Annotated in this window: 12 protein-coding genes; 7 read left to right on the forward strand and 5 right to left on the reverse strand. The window is 64.2% G+C overall.

Annotation, left to right across the window (positions count from 1 at the left end):
- Window positions 1–502: 502 nt before the first annotated feature.
- Window positions 503–1,159: a hypothetical protein gene (locus tag G6N53_RS01230; protein ID WP_163886520.1), complete on the forward strand. Its 657-nt coding sequence runs from the start codon at window positions 503–505 to the stop codon at window positions 1,157–1,159.
- On the opposite strand, the gene G6N53_RS01235 is transcribed toward G6N53_RS01230, so the two are convergent.
- Window positions 1,105–2,070, reverse strand: a complete 966-nt coding sequence (locus tag G6N53_RS01235) for an IS481 family transposase (RefSeq protein WP_163886521.1) — start codon at window positions 2,068–2,070, stop codon at window positions 1,105–1,107. The two genes, G6N53_RS01230 and G6N53_RS01235, sit on opposite strands and share 55 nt — an antisense overlap.
- A 1,030-nt stretch (window positions 2,071–3,100) precedes the next feature.
- Here G6N53_RS01235 and G6N53_RS01240 point away from each other — a divergent pair.
- The 3 genes from G6N53_RS01240 (at window position 3,101) to G6N53_RS01250 (ending at window position 5,502) form a co-directional block, all read left to right on the forward strand.
- Window positions 3,101–3,385: a WXG100 family type VII secretion target gene (locus G6N53_RS01240; RefSeq protein WP_163886522.1), complete on the forward strand. Its 285-nt coding sequence runs from the start codon at window positions 3,101–3,103 to the stop codon at window positions 3,383–3,385.
- Window positions 3,386–3,496: 111 nt separating this feature from the next.
- A complete protein-coding gene (locus G6N53_RS01245) occupies window positions 3,497–4,759 on the forward strand; it encodes a hypothetical protein (protein WP_237166309.1) in 1,263 nt (420 codons plus the stop codon).
- Between the two features lie 98 nt (window positions 4,760–4,857).
- Window positions 4,858–5,502 carry a hypothetical protein gene (locus G6N53_RS01250; protein WP_237166312.1) on the forward strand — a complete coding sequence of 215 codons (645 nt, stop codon included), beginning with the start codon at window positions 4,858–4,860 and terminating at the stop codon, window positions 5,500–5,502.
- A gap of 24 nt (window positions 5,503–5,526) precedes the next feature.
- Here G6N53_RS01250 and G6N53_RS01255 read toward each other — a convergent pair whose 3' ends face one another.
- Window positions 5,527–6,327, reverse strand: coding sequence for an ESX secretion-associated protein EspG (locus tag G6N53_RS01255; protein WP_163886525.1), 801 nt, complete (start codon window positions 6,325–6,327; stop codon window positions 5,527–5,529).
- Window positions 6,328–6,451: 124 nt separating this feature from the next.
- Between G6N53_RS01255 and G6N53_RS01260 the strand changes: the two genes are divergently transcribed.
- Window positions 6,452–7,378, forward strand: coding sequence for a phosphatase PAP2 family protein (locus G6N53_RS01260; protein WP_163886526.1), 927 nt, complete (start codon window positions 6,452–6,454; stop codon window positions 7,376–7,378).
- Between the two features lie 522 nt (window positions 7,379–7,900).
- On the opposite strand, the gene G6N53_RS01265 is transcribed toward G6N53_RS01260, so the two are convergent.
- Entirely contained in the window at window positions 7,901–8,185 is a 285-nt protein-coding gene (locus tag G6N53_RS01265) for a hypothetical protein (RefSeq protein ID WP_163886527.1), read from the reverse strand.
- 364 nt (window positions 8,186–8,549) lie between these two features.
- Here G6N53_RS01265 and G6N53_RS01270 point away from each other — a divergent pair, with 364 nt between their 5' ends.
- Complete coding sequence (locus G6N53_RS01270; protein WP_163886528.1) at window positions 8,550–10,700, forward strand: carboxymuconolactone decarboxylase family protein; 2,151 nt, start codon at window positions 8,550–8,552, stop codon at window positions 10,698–10,700.
- A 64-nt stretch (window positions 10,701–10,764) separates the two neighbouring features.
- On the opposite strand, the gene G6N53_RS01275 is transcribed toward G6N53_RS01270, so the two are convergent.
- Complete coding sequence (locus tag G6N53_RS01275; RefSeq protein WP_163886529.1) at window positions 10,765–11,382, reverse strand: TetR/AcrR family transcriptional regulator; 618 nt, start codon at window positions 11,380–11,382, stop codon at window positions 10,765–10,767.
- A 69-nt stretch (window positions 11,383–11,451) separates the two neighbouring features.
- On the opposite strand from G6N53_RS01275, the gene G6N53_RS01280 reads away from it, so the two are divergent.
- Complete coding sequence (locus tag G6N53_RS01280; RefSeq protein WP_237166682.1) at window positions 11,452–12,435, forward strand: helix-turn-helix transcriptional regulator; 984 nt, start codon at window positions 11,452–11,454, stop codon at window positions 12,433–12,435.
- Window positions 12,436–12,523: 88 nt separating this feature from the next.
- Here the strand turns inward: G6N53_RS01280 and G6N53_RS01285 are convergent, their stop codons facing one another.
- Window positions 12,524–13,678 (reverse strand): LLM class flavin-dependent oxidoreductase, encoded by a 1,155-nt coding sequence (locus G6N53_RS01285; protein ID WP_163886531.1) that lies wholly within the window; start codon window positions 13,676–13,678, stop codon window positions 12,524–12,526.
- Between the last annotated feature and the right edge of the window lie 222 nt (window positions 13,679–13,900).

Here is a 13,900-nt window from a genome sequence, read left to right on the forward strand (position 1 = left end):
CAGTGGAAGCGAGGAATGCGAGGAACGCGAGGGCCATTCGCAGCCGTGATCTTCGGTTGCGGATCCGTCGTGATCTGACGTTGCAAGCCCGTCGAGTAAGCGTCCAAACTGACATCCTGATTTCAAGGTTCCCGCTCTCGGTAAATCAAAGGCGGCCTTGACCACCAAGGTGCCTCAGTCCGCAGGCAGTCCGCAGTAGATTTTCGCGACTCCTGCGCGCGCCAACCCACCCAATGCAGCTGAGCAGGGAAAACTTACGCAGGCCAACGTACCCAACGTCATCAAAACCCCAGGTGGCGTGGTTCGGGACGAAGAGGTCGTGGGTTCGAATCCCGCCACCCCGACTCGTGTGATCGCAGAGGCCCTGATCCGTAGTTCGGTTCAGGGCTTTCTGCGTACTTGATACGTTTTCTTCGCCGCCTCGGGCCGGGACACCTTGACGTGCACACCGACTATTCCGAGTCTCAGAACTACGGTTGCTGGTTTCTCATAGGCTGCCGTAGTGCCGAACCAGTACAAAGTGCAATCCGTCGCTGGTGCAGTCGAGCTGTGGTCCACAGTTCGTTTGCCGTTCGAGCCGCGAGGCTGGCTGATTGACATGCGCGACGAACTGCGTCGAAATCTGCAGGGACTCGCTTATGCATCGTCGGGCAGGTTGCATGCCCTGTACTGCGCAGCCGATGACGGCGCGCTTGTCGATACTGAGAATGTCTTGCTCTACAACGTCGGCGGCACGGCACTTCGACCTCTGATGGCGAGCGAAGTGACTTTTGAGCGCAGGTACCAGGTGCCATCACCGCCGCCCGAAGCCGGACTCCCTGACAGCGCAGCTCTGCACTATCACCGATACAGCGATGCCAGCGGTACTCCGCCGGAGCATTGGAGACCGGGAAGGCAGATTGGCGCGTTATTCGAAGTTCCGGTGGACTCGCTGGATAAGCCAGCGCCAGTGTGGAACGCCATTCGGGAGCACGCCAAATCTCCAACCGAGACCGCATCTGCGCCAACACGATTCCTGATCCGACTGCAAATCACGGATACCCGGCAATTCGGACCTGTTAGTTCGGTAGTGAGCATCGTGAAACCAGCTCTAGATGTACTGAGTCATGACGTTGGTGTCAGCCGGCTGATCGGTGGGAGGCCGCCGAGTGCGCTGTGACGCCGTTGAGTGTTGTAGTACTCGAGCCAGGGTGCAAGGGCTGCGGCGCGGTGGGCATTGGAAGTGAAGACACGCTTGTAGGCCCATTCGGTCTGCAGGGTGCGGTTAAGCCGTTCCACCTTGCCGTTCTGCCAAGGGCAGTGCGGTTTGATGAACACTTGGCGGGCGCCCAGATCGGCGCAGATGTGGCCGATCGAGTAGCGATAGGCCCAAGCGTTGTCGGTCATCACGCATTCGATGGTGGCGATGCCGTGGGCGCGGAAGTTGGCTGCCGCTCGGTGCAGGAAGGCCGCGCAGGTGGCGCCTTTTTCGTCGGTCAGGATTTCGGAGTAGGCCAGCCGCGAATGGTCATCGACGAGTGAGTGGATGAAGTCGAACCCGTTGCCATGCTTGCGGTCTCGGTCCGGCGCACGTTCCCGCCCGTGCGCCCGCCAGCCACCTCCGTCAGGGATGCGGCCCAGCTTTTTGACGTCCATGTGCACCAGTTCGCCCGGTCGGTCCCGCTCGTAGCGCACGGTGGTGGACTTCGAGGCTCGGATCACCTGACCGGTCATCGGATCGCAATCACGAAGGTGCGGCACTTGGCGCCGGTTGAGCACCCGCGACACCGTGCGGGCACATATTCCCAGCTTGGCGCTGATCTCGTCCGGGCCGCAGCGATGACGTCGCCGCCAAGCCACGATCTGGTTCTCCAGGCCGCGCGGAATGCGAGTGGGCATGGTGTGCGGACGTGAGGATCGGTCGAGCAGTCCGGCCTCGCCCTCGGACTCGAACCGGCTGACCCAGGTGTGCACGCACTTGCGTGACACTCCCATTGCGCTGGCGATATGGGCTTTGGACCAGCCAGCCTGATACCGGCGCACCATCAGCAGCCGGCCATGAAACGTCGTACGAGCATTACGGTGGGACACGAGAACCTCCGGACGGTGGTGGACCTAGACAAGCCACACCCCACCCGGAGGTTCTCCTCACATCAAGCCAACACGCCCGTTACCAACGTCATGTCCCGGTACATCTAGACGGCATCATCAGCGCCTATCAGAGCCATGAGGGCTCCGATGGAGGTGCCGAAGCGCTACGGCTTGAAGCGCTAGGGATCGGAACAGCAGCGAGACTGCAGGAGCATCTTCTTGATCGACGATGGGCTGCATTAGGTGCGAGAAGGCTCGTGAAGCCTTTCGGTGCAGCGGGAGTCCAGTGGAACCCCGCCGACGAGTTCTGCGTATCTGCCCACATCACTCTTAAGACAGGTAAGCCAGTCGCTGATGAGCACCCCGCCCGATGGCGACTGAGCGCAGAGTTGACGGAAGCCCATACGCGACGCGAAGGCTGATGATGCAACTCGGCGTTCACGGCCATCGAGACTGATTGTCCGACAGATAGTGCCAGGTACCGTTGTCTCAGAAGTTGCGTCAAGACACCCGTCTCAGATTGGTCAGGGCCCTTCGGGACGAAGAGGTCGTGGGTTCGAATCCCGCCAACCCGACTCGTGTGATCGCAGAGGCCCTGATCCCTAGCCGGTTCAGGGCTTTCTTGCTGTTCAGGACAGCGGCCGAGCTGTCGCCGATGCGGTGCCCATGATGGGCACCAACATCCACACGATGCCGAGACCAGAGCGCAGTCCGGTGACGCGCGCACACTGGGACGGCGCTGACGGTCGCCCATTTCGCGGTGAACCGCCCAGTATCTGGCATCGTCCACGAGGCCATCAGTGCTTGACTGTCAAACCTTGAATTTCAGAGCTGCAATTTCAAGTTTGCCTGTTCAACCTTGAAATTGAGAGCGGAAATTTCGAGCCACCCGCGCTCCGCGCCTCGTGTTGGTGCGGCCAAAAGGCCCTGATCCGGATTGTCCGGCCAGGGCTTTCTTGCTGTTCAGTCCGCCCGAGGGGATTGAAATTGGTGCACTGCCGGCCCCTCTGGGGGCATTAATCTGGCCGCCATGGAAGTCGACCCCGAGGTTCTGCGCGCCTTCGCCGGGCAGGTCGACACCGCCGCGGTACGAATCCGCGAGGCCGACGTCGGGACCAAGGTGGCCACCGCGGCCGACGGCCTGGACGGATCGACCACCCAGTGGGCCGCGCGGCTCGTCGGCGCCCACGTCACCGAGATCGTCGACCAGATCACCACCAACGTCGCCGACATGGGCACCGCAGTGCGCGGCGCGGCAAACAGCTACGAGGTGACCGACACCGACCTGGCCGACAGCTTCGAGGGGATCTTCTGACCCGTGCTCCCATCTCGTTCCCGGCTGGAGCGCTGGAATCCCGATTCCCTTGCCTTCACCGGACAAGCGGTCGAGGACAGCGGCCGAGCTGTCGCCGATGCGGTCGCCACGATGAGTAGCAACATTGACACCATGCCCGAGACCAGAGCGTGGTCCGGGCACGCCCACACCGCGGCGGCCAAGATGTTCGGACGCGCCGCGGATGCGGCGGGCGCCTTGGCGGCGTACACCACGGACGTCGGCGCGGCGTTTCGGGACGGCGCCGGCACCATCGGCGAAACACGAACCGCATTGTTGAACAAAGCCGACGAGATCGACATGACCGGTCAATTACACGTCAGCGATCAGTGGGTGGTCCTGATCACCGGCGCCGCGATGACCGCCGAGGAGGCGGCGGAGCTGGAGCGGCGCGCGCAGGCCGAACAGATCACCGTCAACGGCCTGCTGCTGGCGGTGGGTGCTGCCGACGACGCCACCGCCGCCGCGGTGACCGCCGCTGCCAAGCCGCACGGATTCCAACCGCCCAGATTGAACGACCCGGGCAGCATGCTGACGCCAGGCACGCAACAGCCGGGTGACGATGTGCCCGATCCGTCGAACCCTGTCGGCTTCTTGCAACAGGCCATGCTCCGGGACACGGATATGGCGCAGACGATTCGCGACATCAAGGTGGAGTCCCGGTACGACCCCGTCACGGGAGAGGAAATGTCGACAACGACGACCTACGTAATGCAGGACGGCAGTAAACGTGTCAGGACGGCGAATGCGACTTCGGCGTTCACAGATCGCAGTCCAGCGATCACCGAGCAACACTTCGACAAGGACGGAAACCTGATTGCAGACACGAGTTCTGTCACCTTCAATGAGTTCGGTCATCACAGCTTGACGAACTCGAAGGTGACCACGATGAAGCTGGCCGACGGCACAGTCACGACCCTGATCGAACGCCCCGACGGCCGCCGAACCGCCACCGTGACAACACCAGATGGTCGTCACGCAGATGTTCCATTGAACCTCCTCAATCACCCCATCATGGGTACAGCCAGTGCCGGTTTCAGCGGTTTGGAGGCCCAAGCAGGACATGGCATCCCGATGCTCACCGAAGAGGCAACTGAACACATCCGTGTGGGTGCCAAATACGGCGGACCCGCCATCGGTATCGCGACTGCCCTATGGGACGTGGCGGTCGCGGATTCAACGTTCGAAAGGTGCGTCGCGGCGGCGGAGGGAGCTACCTCGGTCGCATCGGGGACCCTCGCCGGAGTGGCTACAGCTGGATCGGCACCTTGGCTGGTCGTACCGGCAGTCCTTGTTGCCTCTGGGGGCGGTCAAGCTCTAGGCAATTGGATCGGCAACACGTTCTGTCCGCGATGAAGAGTCCTGCGCGCGCATTAGCGCTCTCGATTGTCCTAATCGGTTTTGGAGTTTTCGCGACCATGTGGACAGCACTATGGCTGTCCCGCGGGAGCTACTTGACTGCCGCAATCGTTCTGGGACTGACGGTCTGGTCGTTTGGATTCGCCGTCTATTTTCTCTACACAACGCTGCACGCTGCTAAACCACGCGCAGAGCACGGTGCAGCGGGCACCGTGATTCGGGCGGACAAAATTGCTGACGTCTCATTCATTGCGGCCACCACCGCGGTCTTCGTCGCCGCACTGCTTTATCTGGTCTTCGCGCCATTCAGCATGATCGACTACGTTCCAACGGGAGTGATGCGAACGGCCGTCCCCGTCGGCTGCGGATTTCTCGTCGCATTCGGCGCGCCGACCCTATACCGGATGTTCAAGCACCAGGGTGGGGGCCATCTGCGTGTGAATTCAAGCGGTTTCGCAGTTTGGAATGGTCAATGGGGCACGTTTCGCCGCGGCACCTGGGATGAGATTGAGCAGATTTTGGATCACTCACCGCGAGGCCGCACTCCGTTCAACGAGGTCATCGTGTTCGTACTACCCAAAGGCCGCAGCGCCATGCTGATGGCCGATGCCATCACCGGGAACACCGCAGCACTCCGGGACTGGGTGCGGTTCTATTGGCAGCACCCCGAATTCCGCGACGAGCTCGTCGACGGCCGCGGCCTGCAGCGGCTCGACGACGAGAAGTTCACCGCCGAATGATGTTGACAGAGCATTCCCCTGCCTTCACATCAGGCGCGCACGTGTGCTCTCGATGCCCTCTGCGATGAAACCCTCGATGAAGCTGCGCAGCATGTCTTTGGTCAGCGGTTCGGCGTGGCCGTCGAATTCGTAAATGTAGTCCCCGTCGTCGCTGACCTGCACCCACTGCAGGGTTCGACTCTGCGGGTCCGTCCCCCGCTGCCGGTCCCCCGCCCAACGCGTCTGCACCGTCCCGGTCGCCACGACCTCGCTGACGTCGCAGACACGCGCAGGCGGTTCGTCCGACTCGGCATGCTGTACAGGAAAACCGAGGTCATCGTATTGCTCAGCCGTATCCGGCATCTCTGGCAAGTGATTGCCGCCTCCTGCCACCGCGATACGTGGGTGCGCACCTGCGCCGACCAGTCCCACCGATTCTGCGATCGTGGCCGCCAACGCGTCCGGCGCCACCGAGTAGATGTCGACGACGTCCACACCGTCCTGATCGCGTGTCTGCACCGCAACGAACCCGGACTCGCCCGCACGCAACGCGTGCAGCCGCAACTCCGGCGTCTGCGCGTCGAAGGGGAGCACCCGGCATTCCACGCAGACATCGTTTCGCACAAGGGATTCCACCCACGATCGGACTCCCGGAAGGTCCCCACCGGCGAGAAGCTCAGCAATCGGCGCGCCAGCTCTGGTGGCAAGCCACACCGACCCGACGGGCCGGCTCCGCCCCAGCGGGTACGGCAACGTTTCCCGGCCGAACAGTGCGCACGCCGATTCCAGGTCGACCACGGCCACGGTGTCCACCGGCGTCAGAGCGAAGCTCAGCCCATACGTCATAGACCCATTCTGCGGGCGGCCACGCCCTGTGCGTACAAACGGTGAGGGACACAGGCGGCCGATACGCTCGGTCGAACGCTGAGGTTCGGTTCGAGCCGAACGCACGGATAGGAGCTTTGGGGCGGTGACGAGAACCGAAAGGCGGGTGGCGCTCGACGGGAACGACCGGCTGCGTCGGGCCCGGCACCGGTGGACGGCAGTGCTGATCGCCGCATTGCTGTTCGGCACCGTGGTCTACCTGCTGGCCGTGTACACGACGACGGGCCAGCGGTTCGAGGACGCGGCGCTGCGCGGCGCCACCCAGGTCGACGCCGCGGTGCGTCGGGCCGCGCTGGACCAGTTCCACACCATCACGGTGACGTCGCAGTTGGCAGCGGCGGTGATCGTCGGAGTGATCGGGTTACTGCGTCGCCAGGTCTGGCTGGCCGTAGCCGGGGTGGGGGTGATCCTCGGTGGGCAGGCTGTCACCCAAGTGCTGAAGTACCACGTGCTTTCCCGCCCCGAGCTGGTCGCCATCAACGGCACGTTCGCCGACAACACGTTGCCCAGCGGGCACACCACCGCGGCGATGTCGCTGCTGTTCGCAACGCTGATCGTGATGCCGTACCGGTTCCGCGGTGTGGCCATGTTCTTCACGCTCACCTGGGCGGTGGGAATCGGTGCCTACACGGTCATAATCAAGGCCCACCGGCTCTCGGACACCCTGGCTGCCGACGCGGTGGCGCTCATCGTGGCCTGCGCCGCGTCGCACTTCCTGGCCCGCACCGACCGGATCCGGGCGGTGATCTCCCCGGCGGCGACGCGCTACACACTCCGTACGGTGTTCGTCGTGCTGGTCGGCGCCGCCGGGTCGGCGAGCCTGGCACTGGGCGTGGTGCAGGTATTGCGCGGGGCGTCGGCCCATCTCAACGACGAACCCGCCGAGTGGCACCTGTTCCTGGGTTCGCAGTGGCTGGCCGCTGCCGGTTCGGTGGCCGCCGCGCTGCTGTTCTGGTGGACCTGGCACCGGCTGGAGACCAAACGTCGCGGCGACCCGGTCAGCACCCGCTAGCGCCGGTCAGGCCGTCGGCCTCATCGGCGTCGCCTGGAGCATCAAGCCATCGCTCGTCAAACCCATTGAGCAGGCGGGATATTCGCGGCGATGAAGGGCGGTATGGGTACGTCCCCTACGCGGGGAGTGATTATGGGAGCGCTCGCAATACCATCATAAGTGAGGGCGCCAGCAGCGATTCGCCAGCGTCCGGAGCTCCTCGGGAGCCAGTCGGTATACGGGTATAACTAGCACCCCTCTGCACCCCCTCGCATTCATTGACCCTCCGCGGATCTCCCGCTTATAAACAGCGGGCCTGTCAGTTTGTGACCGACGCAACAATTCGATGACTAGGCGAATCAGCGAGGAGTTGAGTGACATTTCTACGACGCCCGGGCCACTGAGCCACACCGACCGACGCACCCGTGGCGAAGCACGGGGACAAACCGCATCTGAAGCGACGAACAAGGTCGGGGATGCGCGTCGCACCAACACGTCTTCGACTACCGCAAGGCGTCTTCAACCCCACGGTGACGCGCGTACTCAGTGGCTCCGGGCGGGTGCGGTGGCCTTCGGGTTGGGCGTCGCCATCACGACGGGCCACGGTGTCGCTTCCGCCGACTCCTCGGACACCGGGTCCGAATCATCAGGCAGTTCGGCATCGTCGTCGGAAGGGTCGAATTCCCGGTCCGCTGAGTCGACGTCTCCATCGCAGAAGCGCCACTCCCGGGTGTCCGACCGACAAGACGGAGGTGGCGATACTGATCCGGACAGCACCAAATCCTCGAGCAGCACCAAATCCGGCACCAGGTCGTCCCGAACACCCACGCAGGACAAAGACTCCGCGATTCCGGGCCGGAAGGACGGCAACGCCGAAGAGCGCGCCGGCAGACCCGATGGCTCCGTAGGCGACTCTGACACCGCCGCTGGTGACTCCGACGACGAACAGGTCGACGCATCGAGCGGCGCCGACAACACAGATGCCCCCGCCCCCGTCGCACCGGAGGCACCGGAGGCACCGGAGGCACCGGAGGCAAGCGACTCGTCGGATCCGACGAATAACACCCCGGAGCGGAACGTACGCCCAGTTCAGGCGCCTCGCACCAACCCCACCGAAGCGGAATCACGCCCGGCCAACAACCCAACGCCAGTCGCACCGGTCGGACAGCTGGCCGGCGCTCTCTCACTAGCAGTGCGGGAAATCGACAACATCCCGCCTGCCAATCCCGCCTCGCCGACAGTCGGTACCGGACTGTTCGTGCCGATCAACTCGCTGTTCGCCTTCGGCGGTCGCTGCGGCCTGATCTGCGACGGGGCCGACGGTACTGCGGCCCACGTCAATGGCGTCAGTGGTGGCTGGTTGGTGGGCAACGGTGGCGCCGGCTGGTCGAGCACCCTGGCAGGGGTCGCCGGCGGCAACGGCGGCCACGGCGGACTGGTGTCGGGCAACGGCGGCATCGGTGGCGCCGGCGGCCTGGGCGCTGCCGGCGGCAGGGGTGGCAACGCCGGTCTGCTGGCCGGGCGGGGTGGAAATGGTGGCGCAGGCGGCGCCGGAGTGAATGGCCAAGTGGGCACGACCGGAGTCAACGGTGGTCGGGGCGGTGATGGAACCGCGGGCGGCAACGGTGGTGCCGGCGGTCACGGTGCGCTGCTGTTCGGTGTCGGCGGTGCCGGCGGTGCCGGCGGTGCCGGCGGTATCGGTGGTGCCGGAGCTCACGGTGTGGATGCGGCTCTGAACAGTGAAGACAACGGCGGTCCCGGCGGTGAGGGCGGTGCCGGTGGTGCCGGCGGTATCGGTGGTGCTGGCGGTCACGGTTCGCTGTTGCTTGGCCGCGGTGGTGCCGGCGGCAGCGGCGGCGCGGCAGGTCTCGGTGGTGCCGGCGGCTACGGGGGCACCGGGGGTGCAACCGTCATCACCTTGCCCGACGGCTCTATCGTCGACAGCGGTGCCGTCGGTGGCGCGGCCGGTCTCGGTGGCGCCGCCGGCCTGGCGGGCGCCGGAGGCAGAGGCGGTTCCGGTGGTGTGCTCGGCCGACCCGGGGCGGCCGGAGTCAGCGGCGCGACCGGCAGTACGGGCAGCGATGGCGATGACGGCGGCGCCGGTGGCTTGGGCGGCCGGCTCCCATATTTTGATCTGGACAACGCCACCCCGGAACAGCTGGCGCTGTACAACGAGATCCTGGCAATCGCCATCCCGACTCAGGCAGCCACAGGCATCCAGCTCCTGGATGCAGACGGACGGCTCATCGGTCCGCTCAATGCCTACATCTACAACTCGACAATCGGGAAGGCACTGTTCGGGGTCGGCAATACCCTCGCATCGGCATCCCTTTCCCCCTCCATCCGGGAGATCGCGATCCTGGCGTCAGGCGGGCTGTGGGGTTCTGCATACGAGCTCTATGCACACAAGCTCGTGGCGACCCTCTACGGAGTTCCGCAGGACGCGATTGAGTCGTTGGCGAACGGACAGGCCCCGGTGGGCCTTACCGGAGATGATCTGCTTGCCGCTCAGTTCGTACAAGAACTCACCTCGACCTACCGGGTCAGTGATGCGCTCTACGAGGCCGCAGTAGATGCGTTCGGGCTGACGGGTGTCGTCGACCTGGTCAACGTCACGGGCACCTACCTTGGAGTGTCGTTGCTGCTGAACGCACTTGAGCTACAGGGCCCAGAGTCGGCGGGGCCCGGTGTGCTGCCAACGCCCAACCCCCCGCCGTTCCCGGCGGACGGTCCCAACGGCCTGGGCGGTCGGTTGCCGTTGCTCGATCTGACAAGCGCAACCCCTCAACAGGTGGCGCTGGCCGAAGCGATGTTGGCAATCGCCGTTCCGACACAGGCGGCCACCGGCATCCAGCTCGTGAGCCCGGAGGGACAGCTCATCGGCCCGCTGAATGCGTACCTCTACAACCCGACAATCGGCGAGGCGCTCTTCGGCGTCGGTAACTCCTTCGCATCGGCCTCCCTCACCCCCCAGGTCAAGGAGATCGTGATCCTTTCGGTGGGCGGGCTGTGGGGCTCGGCGTACGAGGTCTATGCGCATGAGTTGGTGGCCGGCCTCTACAACGTCCCCCAGGACGCGATTGCGCTGCTGGCAAGTGGACAAGCCCCGATCGGCGCGGGTCTGACCGACAACGAGCTGATCGCCGCCCAATTCGTGCAAGAGCTCGTCTCGACCTATCGGGTCAACGATGAGCTGTACCACGCCGCCGAGGCGGCGTTCGGGCACCAGGGGCTCGTCGACATCATCAACCTCGCGGGAACGTACCTGGGTGCGTCTCTGGTACTGAACGCATTCGAGATTCCCGTTCCGCCCGACGCGACGACAACCAACGGCAACAGCTGATAAGCACCACCACCAGTAGGTGCCCCCGCTCCATCAGACGAGGAGCGGGGGCACCTCTGTGCTGTCAGGTGTAGCTGCGAACGAACACATCGACGCCATCGACGAGGACTTCGTCGACTGCGTCCCACGCGCCGGTCTGTGTGGGATCCAGGGTGTCGAGTGCCAGCTGGAATGTCAGCGCTACGAAGTGCTGGGCCGCGCGACGCGGGTTCTCGGTTCTGATGACCCCCTCATCGGCGAACACCTGCATGCGCTGTACGAAGAGCTCGCCGGGCGCGTTCCCGACGGACCGTGGATTCCGTTGAGAGGGTGGACGACGGGTGGTCAGATTCCGATAGTCGGCGTAATCCGAGGAAGGAAGCGCCTCCGTAGCGACGCGGCGAGCGAACGCCAGCAGCCCTGCACGCAGATCACAGCCCGCCGCCAACTCCTCTTCCAATGCAGCTTGGACGGTCACCGTGAGCTTCGCGGTGACACCATCCAACACCGCGGCATGAATCCCTTCCTTGTCACCGAAATGGTCATACACCGTCCGCTTGGACACTCCCGCCCTTGCCGCGATGGCATCAACGCTCGTGAGCTCATAACCGTCGCTGATGAACAGTGCCCGGGCAGCCTCGAGAATCGCCAGGCGCTTCTGCAGCGAGCGTCCACGTCGGCGTATCCCGGTGGCGGTCGTCATCCCCGCATCCTTACGGCTCCTCAACCAAAAGTGAAACCAAACTAGTCGGTGCAGTGTAGTTTGCTCACCATGGGCATAGACGCTCCCACCGGGGACACGGCGCGTCGGGTCCCACGGCAGCAGCCCCTGTCCTCCGACGTCGCGGCATCGCGCCGCGATCACCTGCGACACACACCTACGCCCACGCTGGGCGCTACGCTCACCCCCAACGACAGCCGGTCGACCTCATCTGGGGATGAAGCCCGACGCGGGGCGCTCGCGGAGTTCCTTCGGGTACGTCGAGAGTCCTTGCAACCAGAGGACATCGGTATCCCCAGACGTGGCCGACGCCGAGTCAGAGGGCTACGCCGACATGAGGTTGCCGATGCTGCGGCGATGAGCGTCACCTGGTACACGTGGCTGGAGCAGGGCCGTGACATCCACGCCACCCCCCAAGTCATCGAGGCCCTGGCTCGCGCACTTCAGCTGGACGACAGCGAGCACAGCTATCTTCGCCGACTCGCCGGCGTCACCCCGAAAGCAGTGCAGCCCGAGCGGCCGCAGGTCGGCGACAGCCTCGTCAACCTCGTCGACAGCTTGCTGCCGAACCCTGCTCAACTCATGCTCCCCGCTACCGACTTGATCACCTGGAACCGTGCCTACGCCCGCATCTTCGTCGATCCGTCGGCATTGCCGCAAGAGGATCGTAATGCGTTGTGGATCCAGGCCATGTGTCCTGAGGTACGGCACCACCTGGCCAACTGGGAAAGTGAAACCCAGATCGCCGTCGGGCGGTTTCGAGCCGAAGCTGCCAAGTATCCGGGTGATCCGCACTTCGGCCGCATCATCGGCAGGCTCACAAACGAGAGTGCCTTCTTCCGGGACATCTGGGGGCGCCATGAGGTACAGGGCTTCGAAGATCGTCTGAAGACGATCGAACACCCCGAGGTCGGCGCAATCCGGGTCAGCGTCGTCAAGCTGCGACCGCTCGAGCATCCTCACCTGATGTTGCTGGTCCATATGCTCGACGACGATGAGTCGAGGGCACGCGCCAATCAGCTCCTTTCTCGTTGAGTTGCGCGGATCATCTGGTTGTGGCGCAATCGATTCGGTGTCGGGCCCCTGACCACCCGGACGTCGCGACGGCACCCTTGTCGGGCACCTAGCCCTTGAGTTCGCGGAACATCTCGAGCTGCCACCTCACCGTGTCGGGCGTCCACGCGTCAAGAGTCACCTCCGAGCCGCCCCAGGAACCGAGCAGGTCGAAGGGCGCGACCTGCGTCGCGCCCGCGTCCACATAGGCTTGAACGACTTCTGTGACCTCGCTCGGGGTCCCGATCAGAAACGACCGCCGCACCATTTCATCTGGAATGCGTTGCAGCAAGGAGTCGATCTCAGCATGTGAGAGGCTCAGGGCGTCCCAGTGCAGCGAATAATCCCAACCGTCCGGGAAGACGGTATCGACGCCTTCGTCACGCCAGGACGCATGCGGAAAGCGACCCCACATGCTGGCCAACAGCCGCACGACCGGGCTTTGCAGGCCTGCCTCGATGACATCCGGGTCCTCATGCATCATCAGCAACGGCTGGATCCCGAAACCGAAGGCGTCAGGGTCTCGACCTGCGCGCTCGACGTCCTCCCGCACCGTGGTGACACGCTTGGCGTACGCCTCCGGACTCGGTGCCGCCGCCGGAATCACCGTCATCCAACCGTCCGCATGGCTGGCCGCGAGTTCGATCAGCTTCGGACCGCCGCCAAGTGCCCAGAACTCGGGCCTATGGGTGCGCTCGTGGCCGAGGAAAGCACGCTCGTACTTCCAGAAGTTCCCTTCGAAGTCGAACGGGGCATCAGCTTCCCACAGCAGCTTGTAGAGCCGGAAATGATCTTCGATGCGGCCCAGACCTTCTGCACGGTCATAACCGAAGGGAACCGTGTTGTAACGCTCACCGACACCGATCCAGCAGAGTGCCCTTCCTTCCGTCAGGCTCGCCAGGGTCAGACCCGCCCGAAACAGTTCAGCCGGTCCGCGTCGCAATGCGGGGATACCCCCGTACAGGACCCCGAGATTCGGATGGCGCGTGGCCATCACGCCCAACGCGATCCCGGGATCAAACCATGAACCGGCGTCTGGAGCGTCGCCCGGATTCTCCGGGCCGAACTGCGCGGGGACAAAACTCGCGGCGCCCAGTACGTCGGTCATCGCGACATAGTCGACAACGCCCGATTCTTCCAGAATTCGTCCGATCCCCTCATCGATGCCCACCGGTGAGGATCGAAGGGGGTTGACCATGAATACCGTCTCGATGGATCGCGCCACGTGGTGCCTCCGAGTCTCGCCGCTCATTGTGTTGGCATCGTGGTCGTCGCGCGGCGAGGAGGCCTCGGCCGCTACGCATCAGTCCACTCACCGGAGCCATGGGATCATGGACGACCCTCGACAAGATCGATTGAGCATCAAGGGCACCGAGTCTTCAAGCTGGTGAATTTCAGATGATTGAGTGCTCTGGATCGATGTCGCACTCGCCATCTGAAATCCGCC

Source organism: Mycolicibacterium hippocampi, from assembly GCF_010723735.1.
Classification (GTDB): Bacteria; Actinomycetota; Actinomycetes; order Mycobacteriales; family Mycobacteriaceae; genus Mycobacterium; species Mycobacterium hippocampi.

What these genes read in the sequence shown, in the direction of transcription:
- G6N53_RS01280 (WP_237166682.1), top strand. Translation starts at nt 11,452, where the DNA reads ATGGGCATAGACGCTCCCACCGGGGACACGGCGCGTCGGGTCCCACGG.
- G6N53_RS01255 (WP_163886525.1), bottom strand. Translation starts at nt 6,327, where the DNA reads ATGACGTATGGGCTGAGCTTCGCTCTGACGCCGGTGGACACCGTGGCC.
- G6N53_RS01240 (WP_163886522.1), top strand. Translation starts at nt 3,101, where the DNA reads ATGGAAGTCGACCCCGAGGTTCTGCGCGCCTTCGCCGGGCAGGTCGAC.
- G6N53_RS01245 (WP_237166309.1), top strand. Translation starts at nt 3,497, where the DNA reads ATGAGTAGCAACATTGACACCATGCCCGAGACCAGAGCGTGGTCCGGG.
- G6N53_RS01275 (WP_163886529.1), bottom strand. Translation starts at nt 11,382, where the DNA reads ATGACGACCGCCACCGGGATACGCCGACGTGGACGCTCGCTGCAGAAG.